At 72.4% G+C, this 18,106-nt stretch carries 13 protein-coding genes; 7 read left to right on the top strand and 6 right to left on the bottom strand.

Annotated features, from left to right (window positions below; genetic code table 11):
• The first annotated feature begins 19 nt into the window (after positions 1-19).
• The 3 genes from RNC47_RS11815 (at position 20) to RNC47_RS11805 (ending at position 2,875) form a co-directional block, all read left to right on the top strand.
• The gene (locus RNC47_RS11815; protein ID WP_311598046.1) at positions 20-796 is read left to right on the top strand and encodes an SDR family NAD(P)-dependent oxidoreductase; all 777 of its coding nucleotides are present in this window, start codon (positions 20-22) and stop codon (positions 794-796) included.
• Positions 797-906: 110 nt separating this feature from the next.
• Positions 907-1,818: an SMP-30/gluconolactonase/LRE family protein gene (locus RNC47_RS11810; protein WP_311598044.1), complete on the top strand. Its 912-nt coding sequence runs from the start codon at positions 907-909 to the stop codon at positions 1,816-1,818.
• A 334-nt stretch (positions 1,819-2,152) separates the two neighbouring features.
• A complete protein-coding gene (locus tag RNC47_RS11805; RefSeq protein WP_311598042.1) occupies positions 2,153-2,875 on the top strand; it encodes a FadR/GntR family transcriptional regulator in 723 nt (240 codons plus the stop codon).
• Between the two features lie 40 nt (positions 2,876-2,915).
• Here the strand turns inward: RNC47_RS11805 and RNC47_RS11800 are convergent, their stop codons facing one another.
• A complete protein-coding gene (locus tag RNC47_RS11800) occupies positions 2,916-4,388 on the bottom strand; it encodes a GntP family permease (protein WP_311598040.1) in 1,473 nt (490 codons plus the stop codon).
• Positions 4,389-4,633: 245 nt separating this feature from the next.
• Between RNC47_RS11800 and RNC47_RS11795 the strand changes: the two genes are divergently transcribed.
• Genes RNC47_RS11795 through RNC47_RS11785 form a run of 3 tightly spaced genes read left to right on the top strand, consistent with a single transcriptional unit; the run spans position 4,634 to position 7,601 of the window.
• Entirely contained in the window at positions 4,634-5,842 is a 1,209-nt protein-coding gene (locus tag RNC47_RS11795; RefSeq protein ID WP_311598039.1) for a CaiB/BaiF CoA transferase family protein, read from the top strand.
• Complete coding sequence (locus RNC47_RS11790) at positions 5,843-6,805, top strand: hydroxymethylglutaryl-CoA lyase (protein ID WP_311598037.1); 963 nt, start codon at positions 5,843-5,845, stop codon at positions 6,803-6,805.
• 7 nt (positions 6,806-6,812) lie between these two features.
• Positions 6,813-7,601 carry an IclR family transcriptional regulator gene (locus RNC47_RS11785; RefSeq protein ID WP_311598035.1) on the top strand — a complete coding sequence of 263 codons (789 nt, stop codon included), beginning with the start codon at positions 6,813-6,815 and terminating at the stop codon, positions 7,599-7,601.
• Between the two features lie 105 nt (positions 7,602-7,706).
• On the opposite strand, the gene RNC47_RS11780 is transcribed toward RNC47_RS11785, so the two are convergent.
• The 5 genes from RNC47_RS11780 to RNC47_RS11760 form a co-directional block, all read right to left on the bottom strand.
• Positions 7,707-10,520 carry a glycosyl hydrolase family 95 catalytic domain-containing protein gene (locus tag RNC47_RS11780; protein ID WP_311598033.1) on the bottom strand — a complete coding sequence of 938 codons (2,814 nt, stop codon included), beginning with the start codon at positions 10,518-10,520 and terminating at the stop codon, positions 7,707-7,709.
• Between the two features lie 98 nt (positions 10,521-10,618).
• Positions 10,619-11,932: a glycoside hydrolase family 43 protein gene (locus tag RNC47_RS11775; protein WP_311598114.1), complete on the bottom strand. Its 1,314-nt coding sequence runs from the start codon at positions 11,930-11,932 to the stop codon at positions 10,619-10,621.
• Between the two features lie 277 nt (positions 11,933-12,209).
• Positions 12,210-13,823: a glycoside hydrolase family 27 protein gene (locus RNC47_RS11770; RefSeq protein WP_311598113.1), complete on the bottom strand. Its 1,614-nt coding sequence runs from the start codon at positions 13,821-13,823 to the stop codon at positions 12,210-12,212.
• Positions 13,824-14,017: 194 nt separating this feature from the next.
• On the bottom strand, positions 14,018-14,938 hold the full coding sequence (locus RNC47_RS11765) for an alpha/beta hydrolase family esterase (protein ID WP_311598032.1): 921 nt from the start codon (positions 14,936-14,938) through the stop codon (positions 14,018-14,020).
• A 600-nt stretch (positions 14,939-15,538) separates the two neighbouring features.
• Entirely contained in the window at positions 15,539-16,597 is a 1,059-nt protein-coding gene (locus tag RNC47_RS11760; RefSeq protein WP_311598031.1) for a LacI family DNA-binding transcriptional regulator, read from the bottom strand.
• A gap of 148 nt (positions 16,598-16,745) precedes the next feature.
• On the opposite strand from RNC47_RS11760, the gene RNC47_RS11755 reads away from it, so the two are divergent.
• Complete coding sequence (locus RNC47_RS11755) at positions 16,746-18,101, top strand: extracellular solute-binding protein (RefSeq protein ID WP_311598029.1); 1,356 nt, start codon at positions 16,746-16,748, stop codon at positions 18,099-18,101.
• Positions 18,102-18,106: the final 5 nt, after the last annotated feature.

The raw sequence follows: 18,106 nt of genomic DNA, 5'->3' as shown, positions 1-18,106 counted from the left end.
GTCCCCCAGGAGTCAGCCCATGCCTCCCGCACCACCACCCCCCACCCCCCGGTTGGCCGGCCGCTGCGCGCTCGTCACCGGCGGCGCCTCCGGCATCGGTGCCGCCACGGCCCGCCGGCTCGCCGCCGAGGGAGCCGGCGTCCTCGTCGCCGACATCGACGAGGAGTCGGGCGCGGACGTCGTCACCGCCATCCGGGAAGCCGGCGGCAGCGCGCGGTTCCAGCACTGCGACGTCTCCGACGAGGGTTCCTGGGCCACGGCGGTGCGCGCCGCGGGATCGGCCTTCGGGCCCGTCCACGCCCTGGTCAGCAACGCCTACACCGTCCGCGTCGCCCCGGCCCACCTGACCAGCGCGGAGGAGTGGAACCGGCAGCTCGCCGTGAGCCTCACCGGCTCCTTCCTCGGCACGCGCGCCTGCCTCGACGACCTGGTCTCGACGGGCGGCAGCGTGGTGCTGGTCTCCTCGGTGCACGCCCTGGTGGGCCTGCCCGGACGGCCCGCCTACGCCGCGGCCAAGGCCGGACTCACGGGACTGGCCCGGCAGTTGGCCGTCGAGTACGGGGACCGGATCAGGGTGAACAGCGTGTTGCCGGGGCCGGTCCTCACCCGGGCCTGGGACGGCATCGCCGAGGAGGACCGGCGGGCGGCGGCCCGGGAGACCGCCGTGGGGCGCCTCGGCGCGCCCGAGGAGGTCGCCGCGGCCATCGCCTTCCTCGTCAGTGACGACGCCTCCTTCGTGACCGGCGCCTCGCTCGTGGTGGACGGCGGCTGGAGCGTGCTGAAGAACTCCGCCTGAGCCGGGTCCGTGCGCGGCCCGGCTCGCCCACCGCGCCCGGGCCGCCGAGGTCATCGGTCGGGCGGCACGCCGGCGGGCTCCCCCGCCCCGACTTCCGCGAAAGGTTTCTCATGACCGCGTACGGACCCTCGAACATCGGCCCGTTCCGGCCCGTCACCCCGGAGCGACTCCAACTCGGTGAAGGGCCCCGGCTGTTGCCCGACGGCGCCGTCGTCCTGGTGGACATACTCAGCGGCCGGCTGCTGCGACTGCCGAGTGCTCCGGGCGGCGAACTGGTCCAGCTGGCCAGGTTGTCGCAACCGCTGGGCGCGGTCGCTCCCCTGGCGCTGCCCGGCGAGCGGGCGGGGTGGCTCGCGGCGACCGGCATGGCCTTCGCCGTGCTGGACCCGGCCGGCCGGGTCCTTCGGGAGTTTCCGCTGCCGCGCCGGGAGGGCGGCGCACAGCGCATGAACGACGCGGCGTGCGACGCGGCCGGGCGGATGTGGGCCGGCACCATGGCGTACGACGCGACGCCGAGGGCGGGCGCCCTGCACCTGCTGGACGTCGACTCCACGGTGACCACGGTGCTTGACGGTCTGACGATCCCCAACGGCCCGGTCTTCAGCCCGGACGGCCGCACCATGTACCTGGCCGACAGCGCCCTCGGCACGGTCGACGCGTTCACCGTCGACCCCGGCACCGCCCGACTCTCCGCGCGCCGGCCGCTGTTCCGGATCGATCCCGACGAGGGCAGCCCCGACGGCATGGCCGTCGACACTTGGGGCTGCGTCTGGTCGGCGATCTGGGGAGCCGGACAGGTCAGGAGGTACGCCCCCGACGGGCGGCTGCTCCAGATCGTGGAGGTGCCGGCCGCGCAGCCCTCCAGCGTCTGCCTGACCGGGGACGGCCTCGTCGTGACGACCGCCGCGCTCGGTCTCGCGGACCCCGGCCCGTACGACGGGGCGGTGCTTGTCGCCCCGTGCTCCGCCGTCGCCCCGCCCGCCGCGTACGCCTCCGCCGCACTCGCGGGTCCGCCCGCCTGACCGGGCGGGGGCCGGCGCCGCGGGTCACGCCGTGCGGAAGGCGCGCAGCGCGGGCAGGGCCCGGCCCTGGAAGTCGAACAGCGTCGTGTTGCTCACGACGTTGGGCTGCCCGACCTCCCAGCCCACGCCGGGCGCGGGGATCATGACCGGGTCCCAGGAGATGTCACCGACCACCAGCCGGACCGACGCGCCAGGTGGCGCTCGACGGTGCGTTCATCGTCGAGGGGGCCCCGAACACTGTCAAGATGTATTCATAATTAATGCCTACTGCTAGCCTGGCGGTACCAGGCCTCCGCGTCCCGGAGCCCCCGCAGACCCCGAGGAGAGACCGGCCATGGCGTCGTACACCGGCAGAGGCGTCCACGGGCAGGTCGTCCACGTCCTCGGTCGGCGCATCGTCGGTGGTGACGTGCCCGAGGGGGCCACCCTCGACATGCGTGCCCTCGGGGAGGAGCTCGACGTGAGCCTCACCGTGATGCGCGAGTCCATGAAGGTGCTCGCCGGCAAGGGCCTGATAGACGCGCGCCAGAAGCGTGGCACCTTCGTCAGGGAGCGAGGCGACTGGAACCTGCTCGACGCGGACATCATCCGCTGGCAGGTCGAGAGCGGCGCGGGACAGCGCCTCATGCGGGATCTCGCCGACGTCCGCGCGATCGTCGAGCCGGCCGCGGCCCACCGTGCGGCCCTCAACCGGACAGCGGACGACCTGCGGGCGCTCGAGGCCGCGCTCGACGCGATGGCCCAGGCCCACGCCCGCTCCTCCGCGGACGCCGCCGAGGCCGACGCGGCGTTCCACCGTGCCCTGCTCTCCGCCACCGGCAACGAGATGCTCGCGCGCATGGACCTCCTCCTCGAGCCCGGGCTACGCGAACGCGACCGGGTCGTCCACTCCCACGGCCAGGCCATCGACCCCGTACCCAGCCACCGGGCCGTCCTCGACGCGATCCGCGACCAGGACCCGGCCCGCGCGGAGCTCGCCATGCTCGACCTCCTCGCCAAGGCCACCCACGACCTGGACCGGGTCACCGGCGGCGCGTCCACCCCCCGCCAGCCCTGACCACTCCTGGACCGCGCCACGAGGCCGCGGGTGGACGAGGTCAGAACAGCAGGCTCAGCGGCATCAGCAGCAGGATGCCGACCACCGAGGCGATGGAGACGCCGACGGTGCAGGTCTTGAGCGTGCCGCGGGTGGTCTGGCCGAGCAGCGACTGCAGCAGCCAGAAGGTGTTGCTGGTGACGTGCACGGCGAAGAGCGAGCCGGTTCCGGCGGCCAGCGCGATCAGCACCGGGTCGATGCCGAGGGAGGGGGCCACGGGCGCCAGGATGCCGGCGGCCGTGATGGCCGAGATGGTGACCGAGCCGACGGCGATGTGCAGTACCGCGGCGATGACCCACACCAGCAGCAGCGGGGCGAAGGTGTCGGCGGTGAAGTAGTCGCTGAGGATGTCGCCCAGGCCGCCGGCCGACACCACGGCGGCCAGCGAGCCGCCCACCGCGGTCAGGATGAGGATCTGACCGCTCTCCCGGAAGCCGTTGGCGATCGCGGCCTCCACTCGCTGGCGACCCACGGCGAAGCGGCCCACGAGCACGGTGCCGACCAGGCCGGTCAGCAGGGCGACCACGGGGTCGGAGACGAACCCCAGCATGGCGTTCTCCCAGCCCGCGGCCTCGGCGATGGCGCCGGAGGCGATCATCAGCAGCGCCACGATGAGCGGGGCGAAGCGCACCACCAGCGGCGGGCCGCCCGCCGCGCCGGCCGGGACTTCGTCCGGCGTCGCGGGGCCGCCGGCCGTCCGGACCGGCCCGGGTGCCGCCGGGCCGGAACCCGCGCCGGCCGGGTCGCCCGCCTCCGCCGCCACCGCGGCGACGGCCTGGGGCACCCGCTCCGCCGCCGGCTCCCCGGCCACGTCGGCCGGCTCGGCGTCGGCCGCCTCGTCCCGGGCGGGGTTCCAGAAGCCGACCCGGAAGAGGAAGGTCATGATCGCGACCGAGACCAGGATCGTCGGGACGATCAGGACGAACCCCCAGAGCAGCATCGTGCCCAACGGGACGCCGAGCAGCGCCGCCAGGGCGAGCGTGCCGACGCCCGGCACCATGAGGACGATGCCGCACTCCAGGCCGATCGCCAGCGCGGCCGCCATCCGGGGGGTGCCGAGCGGCTCGATCCGGCGCGCGGCGGTGCGGGCCAGCGGAGCCGAGATCACCAGCAGCACGTCCAGGTAGATGGACTGGAGCAGGGTGCCGATGGTCAACGACATCGAGTACGGCAGCCGCTTGGGTCCGAACAGCCGCAGCAGGTGGTTGACGAGCTGCTCGATGGCGCCCATCTCCTTCAGGATCGCGCCCATCAGCACGCCGAAGGCGATCAGCAGCCCCACCTCGGCCATGATGTCGCCGAAGCCGCCGGTGATCGTCGAGACGGTCTCGTCAAGCCCGAGCCGGGTGACCAGACCGAGGTAGAGGGAGCCGAGGACCAGGGAGATCACCGGGTTGACGCGGAAGCGGACGATCAGCACGACGATGGCGAGGACCGCCACGGCCGTGTTGGCGAGGATCGCGATGTCTGACATGCGGCCTGCAATCTACTGGTAACCAATTTCCTGAGATGGCCACCCATCATCAGGACGGCTTCCTGGGTGGTCAAGGGATCGAACAGAACACGTTTCGCGATCGCTTCGCCGGAGAGACGGCCTGGTGATGACGTTGAGTAGCAGTTCCGAGCGCCTGCCCGCCTTGACCCTTCCGGCGTCATCCCGCATTCTGAGTCCTCGGCTCACGATGTGAGGAGCGTGCGCAGTGGATCAGGAGGACGCGGATGGGTGACACGACGGGACCCCTGGCCGGGATACGGGTGCTCGAACTGGGCAACTTCATCGCCGCCCCCTCGGCCGGCCGCCTGATGGCCGACTTCGGCGCCGAGGTGATCAAGGTCGAACGCCCCCGGGGCGGCGACGAGTTGCGGCGCTGGCGGCTCCACGAGGGCGACACCTCGCTGCTCTTCCGGACGATGAACCGCAACAAGCGGTCCCTGACCCTGGACCTGCGACACCCGCGGGGCCGCGCGCTCGCCCTGGACCTCGTCGAGGACTGCGACATCGTGCTGGAGAACTTCCGCCCCGGCACCCTGGAGCGCTGGAGCCTGGGCGCCGACCGGCTGCGCGCGGCCAACCCCGGTCTGATCCTCGTGCGCATCTCGGGATACGGGCAGACCGGCCCCTACCGCGACCGGCCCGGATTCGGCGGCGTCGCCGAGGCCGTCGGCGGCCTGCGGCACCTCACCGGCTTCCCCGACCGGCCGCCCACCCGCGTCGGCATCAGCCTCGCCGACTCGGTCGCCGGCCTGTACGCGGTCATCGGAGCCCTCGCCGCCCTGCACCGCCGCCGCGCCACCGGCAGGGGCGACGAGGTGGACATCGCCCTGTACGAGGCCGTCTACTCGCTGATGGAGTCGCTGACCCCCGACTACGACGCCTTCCGCGTCGAGCGCGAGCGCACCGGCAGCTCCCTGCCGGGCGTGGCGCCGTCCAACACCTACCGCTGCGCGGACGGCCGTTACGTGGTGATCGCCGGCAACGGCGACTCCATCTTCCGGCGGCTGACCGCGGTCATCGACCGACCCGAGCTCGGCGAGGACCCGCGTCTCGCCGACAACGCCGGCCGGGTGCGGCACGTCGACGAACTCGACGCCGCCATCGCCGCCTGGACGGCCGGCCTGCCACACGAGGAGGTGCTGCGGCGTCTCGACGAGGGGCAGATCCCCTCGGGCCCGATCTACACCGCCGCCGAGATCTCCAAGGACCCGCACTACGCGGCCCGCGGCATGCTGGAACGCCACCCGGTGACCATCGCCCCCGGCGACCGCCGGGAGGTGGCGTTCCCCGGAATCGTCCCGCGCTTCCGCGAGGACCCGGGCCGCACCCGCTGGCTCGGCCCCGACCTCGGCGAGCACACCGACGCCGTGCTGGCGGAACTCGGCGTCGACGCCGACCGTATCGAGGAACTGCGACAGCTGGGAGTGGTCTGAATGCGCGACGCGGAACCCGTCATCGAACCGGCCGACCGCGCCGACCGCGTCCTCATCACGGACGTGCTGCTGCGCGACGGCTTCCAGATCGAACCCGCCGTCGTCCCGACCGCCGACAAGGTCCGCCTCGCCCACGGGCTGCTGGACGCCGGCCTCACCTCCCTGGAGATCGGCTCCTTCGTCCACCCGGACAAGGTCCCGCAGATGGCCGACACCGACCGGCTCGTCGCCGAGCTGCGCCCCGGCGAGTCCGCCACCCTCCACACACTGGTACTCAACGAGCGCGGCGCCCGCCGCGCCGTGGCCGCCGGGGCCCGCGCCGTCCGCCTCGTGGTCTCCGCGAGCGACGGCCACAGCCGGGCCAACGCCGGGGCCCCCACCCACGCCGCGGTGGACCGGCTCGCCGCCGCCGTCGACGTGCTCGGCGGCGCCGGGGTGCCCGTCGAAGCCACCATCGCCACGGCGTTCCTGTGCCCCTTCGACGGGGAGACGAGCCCCGACCGGGTGGTGGAACTGGCCCGCCGGCTGGCCGGGTTCGGCATCCGCGTGCTGCACCTCGCCGACACCATCGGCGCGGCCAGCCCCTGGCACGTGAACCGCACCGTCTCCGCCGTGCGCGACGCGCTGCCGCAGCTGCCGCTCGGCCTGCACCTGCACAACACCTACGGCATGGCCTCCGCCAACGCCTGGGAGGCGCTGCGGCTCGGGATCCGCCGCTTCGACGCCGCGGTCGGCGGCATCGGCGGCTGCCCCTTCGCCCCGGGCGCGGCCGGCAACATCGCCACCGACGACCTCGTCAACCTCTGCCACCACGCCGGCTTCGCCACCGGCGTCGACCCGGACCGGCTGGTCGCCGTCCGCGACGAGGTCCGCACCCTGCTCGGCCGCCGGCTCGACTCCGCGCTGGCCGCGGTGCCCGCGGCGCCCGTTCCGCCGCGCGTCCGGGAAGGGCGTACGGTATGACCTCAAGATGACGACGAGCGACAAGGCGGGCACGACGCCACTGCTGGTCCTCCAGAAGATCCGCCAGATCCTGGAGTGCTTCACCATCGAGGCGCCGGAGCTCACCCTCCAGCAGATCACGCGCGCCACCGGCCTCCCGACCAGCACCTGCCAGCGCCTCGTGCACAACCTGCTGCGCGAGGGCTTCCTGGACCGCAACGGCGACACCTACCGCATCGGCCTCGGCCTGGTGCGGTGGGCCGCCCCCGGCACCTTCGGCCTCGACCTGGTGCAGCTGACCAGGCCGGCGCTCGAGCGCCTACGGGACCGCACCGGCGAGACCGCCTGCCTGTACGTGCGCGACGGCGCCTACCGCACCGTCGTCGCGCTCGCCGAGACCCACCACGTGGTGATGCGACTCTTCATGGTCGGCATGGTGATGTCCCTCCACGCTGGCTCCGCCGGCAAGGTCTTCATGGCCTTCGACCCCACGGCCCGCCGCGCCGCCGTCAGCCACGGCCTGACCCAGCACACCGCGCGCACGATCGTGGACATCGACCTCCTCGACCGGCAGCTCGCGGAGATCCGGCGCACCGGCTACTCGGCGACCTTCGAGGAACGCGACGTCGGCGCGGCCTCCGTCAGCGCCCCCGTCTTCGGGAACACCGGCGACATCGTGGCCGCCCTCGGCATCGGCGCCCCCACCCAGCGCCTCACCCCCGCCGACGTCCCCCGCATCGCCCCGGCCGTCACCGACGCCTCCGCGGAGGCCTCCCGCGCCCTCGGCTACCGCCCGGGCATCCGCCCGGCGCCGTAGCCGAGGTGAGTGGGCCATCGCGATGCTTCAGGCCCCCTGGGCGGCCGCAGCTGGATCGAGCTGGCGAAGTACCGCGGCCTCGGTTCGGTGAGCGGGCCGCTCCGGTCAGGCGGAGGCCAGGTCGAAGGACTCGGCCGTGCCGATCGTGGTCTTGTCGGCGATGAGCGGGGCGGCCCCGCCGTTCTCCGCGCACACGTACCGGTTGTTGGCCTGGGCGCGGAGGCTGACGGTGCCGTTGGCGTTGTTCACGCGCTGAAAGGTCTCCCAGACGCCGATGGCGGTGCGGTTGGCGATGAGCGCGGCGGCACCACCGTTCTCCGCGCACACGTACTGGTTGTTGGCGTGCGAGCGCAGCGCGACGTTGCCGTCGCCCAGGTCGATCAGGTCGAACCGCTCCCAGGGCCCGATGGCGGTGCGGTTGGCGATGAGCGCCGAGGCGCCGGCATCGTCGGCGCACACGTACTGGTTGTTGGCGCGGGCCCGCAGGCTGATCACCGTGGTGGCGCGGGGAGCGAGTTGGTAGGTGGTGCCCGCGGCGGCGGTGAAGGTCACCACGCCGGCCTCCGGTCGTTGCACGGTGACCGGCTGGCCGCCGGTGGTCACGTCCACGGGGACGGCGGTGCGGACGCGGACCGTGCCGGCGGCGCGGGGGCGCAGGGTGGCCCGGGTGAGCACGCTCCCGGCCCAGGCGAGGTCGACGGTGTGGCCGCCCCTGGCGAGCAGTCCGGTGACCTGGCCGGCGGGCAGTTCCGGCGGCAGGGCGGGCAGCAGGTGCGTCTCGCCGGCGTGGGAGTGCAGGAGCCATTCGGCGATGCCGGCCGTGGCGCCGAAGTTGCCGTCGATCTGGAACGGCGGGTGGAGGCAGAAGAGGTTGGGGGCGGTGCGCTCGGGGGTCAGCTGCGCGCGCAGCAACTGGTAGGAGCGGGCGCCGTCCTCCAGACGGGCCCAGAAGTTGATCTTCCAGGCCAGGGACCAGCCGGTGCCGGCGTCCCCCCGCCGCTCAAGCGTGACGCGCGCCGCCTGGGCCAGCGACGGGGTGCCACGGACGGTGATCTGGTTGCTCGGGTGCAGGCCGTAGAGGTGGGAGACGTGCCGGTGGGTCTGCTCGGGGGCGCCGGCGTCCCAGTCGGCCTGCCACTCCTGGATCTGGCCCTGCGCGCCCACCCTGGTCGGCGCGAGCCGGTCGCGCAGCGACAGGACCCGAGTGCGGAAGTCGGCGTCGGTGCCCAGCAGCGCGGCGGCGTCGGCCACCGCCTGGAAGAGATCCCGGAGGATCTGCATGTCCATGGTGGGGCCGGCGCACACGGAGACCCCCGAGTGGTGCGAGTTCTCCGGGGAGTTGGACGGGTTGGTCACCATGAACCCGGTGCCCGGGTCCGGCACGAGGGTGTCGACGAAGAACTGCGCCGCGCCCCGGAGAGCGGGGTAGCGGGCCCGCAGGGCCGACAGGTCGCCGGTGAAGCGGTAGTGCTCCCAGATGTGCAGCGCCATCCAGGCGCCGCCGGTCTGCCACATGCCCCACAGGGCCCCGTCGACGGGCGCGGTGCCGCGCCAGGCGTCGGTGTTGTGGTGGCACACCCAGCCGCCGGCGCCGTACTGCAGGCGGGCGGTGGTCGTGCCGGCGACCGACAGGTCGTCGACCAGCCTGAGCGCCGGTTCCATCATCTCCACGAGGTTGGTGGGGCCGGCAGGCCAGTAGTTCATCTCGGTGTTGATGTTGACGGTGTACTTGGAGCTCCACGACGGGCGCAGCGCCTCGTTCCAGACGCCCTGGAGGTTGGCCGGCTGGGTGCCGGGCCGGGAACTGGAGATCAGCAGGTACCGGCCGAACTGGAAGAAGAGGGTGACCAGTTGCGGGTCGTTCCCGCCGGCGAAGCCGGCCACCCGCTGGTCGGTCGGCAGTTCGGCCGCCGGCGAGGTGCCCAGGTCGAGGGTGGTCCGGCCGAAGTACCGCTGATACTCGGCGAGGTGGCGGGATCTGAGCTGGTCGTAGGACTGGTTGCCGGCGGTCTGGAGCGGGGTGAGCGCGCGGCCGTTCTGGTCCCCGGTCAGGTCGCGGTAACTGGTGTGGTTGGTGCCCACCGAGATCAGCAGGGTCACCGCGTCCGCGTTGGCCACGGTGAGCGTGCCGTTCTGGCTGGTGACCGTTCCACCGCTGGTGCGCACGCTGGCCAGCGCGCGGAACCTGACCCGGCCGGTGAGGTTGTCCACGGTCTCGCCCGAGCCGTCGAGCCCGATGGTCAGCGGGTCGGGGGAGTGGCGCGAGGTGTTGGGCTGCAGGCTGTCGAAGGCGGCCGAGAACGAGATCCGGCCGGCGGTCGACGCGGTCAGCCGGACCACGATCACCTGGTCCGCCGCACTGGCGAAGACCTCCCTGGTGTGGGTGACGCCGTCGCGCGTGTAGCGGGTGAGGGCGATGGCGGTGGCGAGGTCGAGTTCGCGGTGGTAGCCGCTCGCGGTGCCGCCGGAGGGGAACGTCAGCCGCAGGTTCCCCACCGTCTGGTAGGGCATCTGGCCTCGGGGGGTCCCCATGAACTGGCTGTCGATCAGCGACTGGGCGGCGGACCACTCGTTGTTGAACACCCGGCGTCTGATCTCCGGCAGGTTGGCCAGGCCGTCCGGGTCGGCCGGGTCGTAGGGCCCGCCGCCCCAGACGGTGTCCTCGTTCAGCTGGAGCCGCTCGCTCTCCACGCCGCCGAACACCATGGCGCCGAGCCGTCCGTTCCCGATGGGCAGCGCCCGCAGCCATTCGGTGGCCGGGCCGGTGTACCGCAGGCGCAGCGGTTCTTCGGCGAGGGGCAGGTCGGTCGTGGTGGAACCGCCGGTGGCGGCCCGTGCGGTCGTGGCGGTGGCGCCGGCGGCCACACCGGCGGCCGCGGAGAGGGCGAGGAAGTGCCGGCGGTTCGGGCGGGGAGGCATGGCGGCTCCTGGTGAGGGGGCACGACGGATCGCCTCCGGCGCGGCCCACGGGTGGTGCCGCGCCGGGGCGGTGGAGGGAGAGGGGCGGTGCGGTGGGCTCAGCGGGTGAACTGCCACCAGTTGACGTTGAAGAGGAAGCCGCTGCCGCCGGTGAACCGGAGGTAGAGGTCGCGGGTTCCGGTGGCGCCGGTGACCGGGCAGGAGACGGTGGTCCAGGTCTGCCAGCCTCCGGTGCCGGGCACCGTGCACGTCGAAACCTGTGGGCCGGTGGTGCTGTCCAGGCGCACTTCGATGGTGCCGCCGCCGGCTGCCGAGGCGACTCTGGCGGTGAAGGTGCTCGCTCCGGTGCCGAAGGCGGTGCCCCTGATCCTGAGCCAGTCGCCGTTGTCGATGTAACCGACGTTCATCCCGCCCTCACTGGACGGTTCGGTCTCGACGCCGGAGGCCCAGGCGCTGGTCTCGGCCTCCTGGCGGACGAACGGGTTGAGCGTGCCCAGTTGGGGCGCCCCGGCGGTGGTCATGTTGATCGTCGGGATGGTGCCGTCGGCGTTGTACTGGAACCTCTCCACCGCGACGGAGCGGGTGAAGCCGCCGCCTCCCGGCAGGGCGCCGTTGTGGTAGAAGAAGTACGAGTTGCCGCGGAAGTCGATGACTCCGGGGTGGTTGGTGAAGCTGCTGCCCTGCGTGGGCATGATCGTGCCGCGGAAGGTCCAGGGCCCGGTGGGTCCTGGGGCCGTGGAGTAGGCGATGGACTCCGAGCAGCAGTTCGCCGCGAAGACCAGGTAGTAGAGGCCGTTGCGTTTGTAGACCCACGGCCCCTCCTCGTAGAGGGTCGGGCGGGACGGGTTCCCGTCGCGTCGGCCGAAGCCCGCGGTGGTGAGGGGGATCTGGGTGGGGCCGCCCGTGAAGGAGACCATGTCGGGGTTGAGCCGCACGTACCACAGGTTGGGGTTGCCCCAGTAGAGGTAGGCCTGGCCGTTGTCGTCGATGAACACGGCGGGGTCGATCTCGCCGTTCTCGACGAGCGGGTGTCCCAGGGCGTCCCGGAACGGCCCGGTGGGGCTGTCCGAGACGGCCACGCCGATGGCCATCCGCCCGGTCGCCCGGTTGGTCACCGGCACATACCAGTAGAACTGGTTGTTCCTGGCCACGACATGGCCCGCCCAGGCGTCGGCGCTCGCCCAGCTGAACGTGGCCAGACTCAGCGGCGAGCCGTGATCGGTCCAGTTCACCATGTCGGAGGAGGAGAACACCCGCCAGTCCCGCATGGTGAACCAGGTCGAGCCGTCCTCGTCGTGGCCGGTGTAGAGGTAGACCCGGTCGTTGTGGACGATGGGCGCCGGGTCGGCGGTGTAGATGGTCTGGACGATGGGGTTGTCGGCCCGCGCTGTGCCGCCCTGGAACAGGGTCATGACGCAGAGCAGGCTCACCAGCCAGGCGACGGCGCGCCTGGCGGTCCGACGGGCCAGGAGCGGTGTTCTCGGTGTCACGATCACTCCTCCGGTGGTGGAGACGCCGGCCGGGTTCGCCAGCCCGGCCACCAGGCGCCACGGTGAGTCGGGGGGTAGGTGTCGAACGGACAGGCGTCGACGCGGGCCAGGTGTACGACCTGGCGTTCCGTTTCTCGGTGCGGTCGGGGCCCGGGCCCCGGGGGCGCGCCGTCGCGCCCCCGGGCCGGGTGGCGGCTTGTCAGGAGCGGGTCCAACGCTGGTTGGGCTGGCCGTTGCAGGTCCACAGGATCACGGCGGTCCCGTTGGCGGTGCCGGCCTGGTTGACGTCCAGGCACAGGCCGGAGTGGGCGTTGCGGATGGATCCGTCGGCGGCCAGGGTCCAGCGTTGGTTGGCTTGGCCGTTGCAGGTCCAGGTGATCACCCGGGTGCCGTTGGTGGTGCCCTGGTTGTAGGCGTCCAGGCACTTGTCGCCGAAGACGCGGATCTCGCCGCCGGCCCAGGTGGTCCATGTCTGGTTGGCGGCCGTGTGGCAGTCCCAGATCAGTACGGTGGCGCCGGCGGCGGTGGAGGCGTTGTCGACGTCGAGGCAGCGTCCTGAGCCGGCGCCGCGCAGCCGGGAGGTGGTGTTCTCCAGCGGGGTGCCGCCGGACACCCGGTAGACCGCGACGCCGTGCGCCGGCACGCTGGCGGAGATCTGGCCTCCGGTGGTGGCGGTGCCGCCGGTCCACAGGTCGGTGAGGGTGAAGGTGCCGCCGGACAGGCCGATCTGGGCCGCGGTGGTGGTGATGGTGGTGGTGGCGCCGCCGCGGTTGAACAGGCCGACGGCCACCGAGCCGTCGGCGAGCGGCTTGGCGAACACCTCGACGTCGCCGTCGTCGCGCACCCGTCGTCCGCCGGCGCCCAGGGGGTCCTGGTTGACGGCCAGCAGGCGCGGGTTGCGCAGGATGGCGCTGACGTCGGCGGACATGGTGCGGATGTCGTTGCCCGCCATCAGCGGCGCGGCCATCAGGGCCCAGAGCGCGAAGTGCGACCGCGCCTCGGTCAGGGTCAGGCCCGGCCGGCCGACGACCAGCATGTCCGGGTCGTTCCAGTGCCCTGGCCCGGCCTGGGCGGCCAGCGGGGCGTTGATGTCGACGACGTTGCCCACGCCCATCGGGTAGCTGTTGGTGTTGCCGTTCTGCCAGATGTCCAGCAGGTCCTCGGTGGTGCGCCACAGGTCGGCGACCTGGCCCCAGTCGTAGGTGGCGCCCGTGATCGCGTGAAAGCTGTTGGGGTTGATGCTGTAGACGATCGGACGTCCCGTGGCGCGCAGGGCGTCCCGCATCAGCGTGAACCGGGCGATCTGCTCCTCCCGGGTGCCTTCCGGGGAACACCAGTCGTACTTGAGGTAGTCCACGCCCCAGGAGGCGAAGGTGTTGGCGTCCTGCACCTCGTGCCCCATGCTCCCGGTGGAGCCGGGGTGCGTGCCGACGCGTTGGGCGCAGGTGCGTTCGGTGGGTACCTGGTAGATGCCGAACTTGAGCCCACGGCTGTGGATGTAGTCGCCCAGGGCCCGCATGCCGCTGGGGAACCGGGTCGGATGGGCGCGCAGGTTGCCCTGGGCGTCGCGCTGGGGGTCGAACCAGCAGTCGTCGACCACCACGTACTCGTAGCCGGCGTCCCGCATGCCGGAGCTCACCATGGCGTCGGCGGCCTGGCGGATCACCGTCTCGTTGACCCCGCTGCAGCCGAAGCTGTTCCAGCTGTTCCAGCCCAGCGGCGGGGTGAGCGCCGGGCTGCCCGGCGCGGCCTGGGCCGGCGGCTGCGCCGGCGCGGCCTGGGCCGGTGCCGGGGCCGGCGTCGTGAAGAGCATCGTCATCGCGACCGCCGCTGCCGCCAGCAGGTGGGGCAGTCGTCCGCGGATCAGGGTGCGCATCTGTGGCCCTTTCTCGATTCCTCGACGGACGGGACGCCGATGGGCTCCACCCTCCCGGTGCGGGCGCCGTGGACGGCGCCCGCTGGCCCGTCCAAAGGCGGGAGGGTGGAGCGGCGTGGGGGTGGAACGGGTCAGAACTGGGTGAAGAAGCGCCAGGTCTCGCCGGGGAGCCAGGTGCGGGAGCCGCTGTCGCCGGGGGCGCCGTCCTGGGGGGCGGCGATGTGGCCCCCGTCGAACGCGGCCCAGGTGACGGGGCGTCCTGAGGCGCAGCCGGAGTAGGTGGTGGTGATGTGTCGCAGGCTGCCCTGAGGCGGTTCTGGCGGGTTCTGGGCGGTGCAGCCGTTGTTGCGCACGAACCGGTCGCGCATCGAGCGGCCGTTGGCGATGTTGTCGCTGACGCCGTGGGCGGCGAAGTAGGCGACGGAGCCGGTGCCGCCGCTGCAGCCGCTGATCTGGCCGGGTGCGCCGTAGACCGCGACGGCGCGGAAGGTGTTGGGGCGGGAGCAGGCCAGGGAGTAGCTCATGGCGCCGCCGTAGCTGAAGCCGAGGGCGAAGCGCCGGCTGGTGTCGACGCACAGGTCGGCCTCGACGCGGCGCAGCAGGTCGTCGACGAAGGTGACGTCCTGGCCGCCTGTGTTGGCCCAGCCGTTGCTGATGCCCTGGGGGGCGACGAAGATGGTGCTGTTGTTCGCCAGTCGCTTGAGGCCGTAGTAGGCCCAGACGTCGCGTTCCACGGTCTGGCCGGTGGCGACGTCGGTGGCGGTGCCGCCCCACCAGTGGAACCCGAGGACCAGTCGGTAGGGGCGGTTGCGGTCGTAGCCGTCGGGGACGTCCAGGATGAAGGAGCGGTTGGTGCCGCCGCTCTGGATCGTGTGGGTGCCGTCGCCGAGGGTGGGTGCCTGGCCGCAGGCGGCGGACGTCACGGCGGTGCCGTCGGCCTCGGCGGACGGGGAGTCGGCGCCGGGGGTGCCGGCCGCCGCCTGGCCGCCCATGACCAGGGCGAGAAGCGCCGCGGCCACGATGGGCACGGATAACAGCTTACGCAGCGACATCGCGTGACTCCTTGACTGTCGACATGCCTGACATGGCTCTCCTTGGTGCCGGGAACGCGTCCGAGGCGGTGTCGCGCGTGACCGCGACGGCATGGCGGGGGAGAGGCACGGACGGCTCCATGGCGGCTCTGCCGGAGGCTCCCGACACACGAGAGCGCCTGTCGTCCTCAGGCGTTCAACATCGTGACGCACGTGTGGTGGGGGCCACCGGTACGGAAGGTGGTTGGTGCGCGTGCTGTGTCGTGCGATGGCCCGCTGGCCGGCGGGGCAACTCCGAGTGCCGTTCGAGACCACGAACAGCAGTCGGGGCGTCAGACATGGAGCATAGGAGTCTCGCGGGGAGTGTCAACCTCTCCGTCGGCTGGTGGTTTCGAGAAATTGAGCGAATGTGATCGTGTGCGGGCGGCGAATGGGGACAAGGCGCCCATGCGTGCGGCTCGGCGTGAGGGGATATCAGCGAAATGATCGATTCTTTCGCTGGAATTCACTCGGGGTGAGCCGGGAGACTCACCCGCCCTGGCGCTCCCGCCGCAGCAGCCATCGCAGGATCGACGGGTTCTCGCACGTCGGCCCCGATACGCGTCGCGACGTGACGTGCCGTCAGCGGGCCGGTGCGGCCACCGAGCCGCGCAGACGGACCGGCATGGGAACCCGGTGTGACCCGCCGTCGGGTTCGAGTCCCTCGCGGTGCCGGTCGATCTCGGCGAAGAGGACGTCGACGGCCTTGCGGCCCAACTCGTAGTGGGGGAGGGCGACGGTGGTGAGCTTCGGTCGGATCCAGGTCGCGATGGGGTGGTCGTCGAACGAGACGACGGAGACGTCGTCGGGCACCCTCAGGCCGGCGCCGTCGAGCGCCTGGTAGGCGCCGAGGGCGAGCCGGTCGTTGAGGCAGACCAGTGCGCGGGGCCGCTCGGCCGTCAGGAGCTCGGCGGTCGCGGCGTACCCGTGCTCCGGTTGCCAGTCGGGACACACCCGGCCGCTGGCGATCTCCACCCCCGCCTGCCCGAGGACGTCGCGGATGCCGGTGAGTCGTTCGACGCCGGCGACGGTTCCGGGAGGCACGTCGTGGATTCCGGGGCCGGCGCCGACGAGGTGGATGCCGGCCCGGTGGCCGGCGTCGAGCAGAAGTCGGGCGGCGGCGCGGCCGGCCTCGGTCTCGTCGGGCACGACCGAGGGCAGCGGTGAGGGCTCCGTCGGCAGCGCGTTGAGCAGCACGGCCGGGGCGGCGGTGAGGGCGGCGGGGACCGGGATGGTCCTGGTGAACATCGAGGCGAAGACGATGCCGTCGACCCGGCGGTCCTGCATGGCCTCCAGCAGGCCGCGCTCCAGGTCGGGTTCCCCCTCGGTCTCGCCGATGAACAGCATCACGCCCCGCTCCCGCGCGGCCTCCAGCGCCCCCTTGATCATGTCGCCGGCCAGCCGCGAGGTCGCGACGGTGTCGGAGACGAACCCGATGGTCCGGGTCGTGCCCGTGCGCAGGCTCTGCGAGACGATGTCGGGCCGGTACCCCAACTCCTGGGCGGCCCGGAGGACGCGCTCCTCGACGCTCCGCGATATCCGCAGCTCACGGCCGCGTCCGGAGAGCACCAGGGACGCCGTGGTGCGCGAGACGCCCGCGCGATCGGCGACATCGGTCATGGTCACCCGTCGTGGGCTCACCGGCGGACCTCCAAGGCATCACATCCGACCAACATCTTGACAGTCGACAGCGCGGCGGTAACACTAACCGCCGCTAACACGATTTAGCAACCGGCTCGGGACGTCTGGCCCTCGGCCGGTCAGCCACGAATCCAACGGAGTGTGCGCAATGACGCGTTCCATCAGCCGTCGGGAGGCCGCGCTCGGGTTCCTCGCCCTCGCGGGGACACTGGCCGTCGGATGCGGCGGACCGGGCGGCAGCGGGCCACGGCGGTCCGACACCGGCCCGTCGCCCTCTGCGGCGCCGACCATCGGCACCGAACCGGTCACGCTGAAGGCCTACTTCGAGACCGGGTTCCCCATGGCGCGGGCTCTGACGGACGAGTTCACCCGGCAGTTCCCCAACGTCACCTGGGACATCCGCGAGGACCAGTTCGCGGTGATCACCCAGAACGCGCCGCGCGTGCTGGCCGACGACCCGCCGGACCTCATGCGGCTTCCCCAGGTGTCCGAGCTGGTGGGCGACGGCCTGTTGCTGAACCTCGACGGCTACGCGGAGGTCTTCGGCTGGGACGGCTGGCCGCCGTCGCAGCTGGAGCAGTTGCGCGTGGCCCCGGAGGGCCGGCCCCGCGGCGAGGGCTCGCTGTACGCGATGGGCCTGAACTTCAGCATGACCGGCGTCTTCTACAACCGGACGCTCGCCGAGCGCATCGGCATGGCGTCCCCGCCGGCCACGCTCGCCGAGTTCGACGAGCTGCTCGCCAGCGCCAAGGACGCCGGCATCGTGCCGATCGTCCAGTTCAACGGCGGCGCGACCGGCGGATTCGCCTTCCCGCTGCAGAACCTGATGGCGGCGTACGGACAGCCGGGCCCGATCAACGACTGGATCTTCCAGAAGCCCGACGTCACGATCGACACCCCGTCGAACCTCTCCGCGGTGCGGCACCTCCAGGAGTGGATCGAGGCGGGCTACTTCGACCCGGACGCCAACGCCATGGAGTACGCCCAGATGATGAGCACGTTCATGGCCGGCGACGCCCTGCTCATGTTCAACGGCGACTGGGAGTCGGGGAACCTCGACGGCGAGATGCCGGGCGAGGTGGGCTTCTTCCTGATGCCGCCGGCCGAGGCGGGCGGGCCCGTCGCGACGATGTCCGCGCCCCTGACGTACGGGATCAGCGCGAACGCCGCGCACCCCGACGAGGCCGCGTTCTTCCTCGACTGGGCGGCCACCGACGAGCGCGCCCGCGAGATCGTGGTCGAGGTCGGCGGATCCCACCCGATGGGCCCCCCGGACGCGCACATGCCGGAGGTGGCCGAGGACAGCGTCACCGGGCAGACCCTCGCCGCCGGCGCCCGGATAGCCGAGGACGACGGCGCGATGGACTTCATCGCCAACGCCACGGGCTCCGTCTACGCCAAGGGCTGGACCCCCCAGTTGCAGCGGCTGTTCGCGGGTGACCAGAACCCGGAGGGGCTGCTGGCGGCGGTGCAGCGCGAGTACGAGATCGAGGCCGGGAGCTGAGCGGC

Source organism: Streptomyces millisiae (genome assembly GCF_031845425.1).
GTDB lineage: Bacteria > Actinomycetota > Actinomycetes > Streptomycetales > Streptomycetaceae > Streptomyces > Streptomyces millisiae.
Note: the sequence above shows the minus strand (reverse complement) of the source record. Positions and strands in the feature narration are given on the sequence as shown.

Coding starts and splice junctions, on each gene's coding strand:
- RNC47_RS11815 (WP_311598046.1), top strand. CDS start 20: ATGCCTCCCGCACCACCACCCCCCACCCCCCGGTTGGCCGGCCGCTGC.
- RNC47_RS11810 (WP_311598044.1), top strand. CDS start 907: ATGACCGCGTACGGACCCTCGAACATCGGCCCGTTCCGGCCCGTCACC.
- RNC47_RS11805 (WP_311598042.1), top strand. CDS start 2,153: ATGGCGTCGTACACCGGCAGAGGCGTCCACGGGCAGGTCGTCCACGTC.
- RNC47_RS11800 (WP_311598040.1), bottom strand. CDS start 4,388: ATGTCAGACATCGCGATCCTCGCCAACACGGCCGTGGCGGTCCTCGCC.
- RNC47_RS11795 (WP_311598039.1), top strand. CDS start 4,634: ATGGGTGACACGACGGGACCCCTGGCCGGGATACGGGTGCTCGAACTG.
- RNC47_RS11790 (WP_311598037.1), top strand. CDS start 5,843: ATGCGCGACGCGGAACCCGTCATCGAACCGGCCGACCGCGCCGACCGC.
- RNC47_RS11785 (WP_311598035.1), top strand. CDS start 6,813: ATGACGACGAGCGACAAGGCGGGCACGACGCCACTGCTGGTCCTCCAG.
- RNC47_RS11780 (WP_311598033.1), bottom strand. CDS start 10,520: ATGCCTCCCCGCCCGAACCGCCGGCACTTCCTCGCCCTCTCCGCGGCC.
- RNC47_RS11775 (WP_311598114.1), bottom strand. CDS start 11,932: ATGACCCTGTTCCAGGGCGGCACAGCGCGGGCCGACAACCCCATCGTC.
- RNC47_RS11770 (WP_311598113.1), bottom strand. CDS start 13,823: ATGCTCTTCACGACGCCGGCCCCGGCACCGGCCCAGGCCGCGCCGGCG.
- RNC47_RS11765 (WP_311598032.1), bottom strand. CDS start 14,938: ATGTCGCTGCGTAAGCTGTTATCCGTGCCCATCGTGGCCGCGGCGCTT.
- RNC47_RS11755 (WP_311598029.1), top strand. CDS start 16,746: ATGACGCGTTCCATCAGCCGTCGGGAGGCCGCGCTCGGGTTCCTCGCC.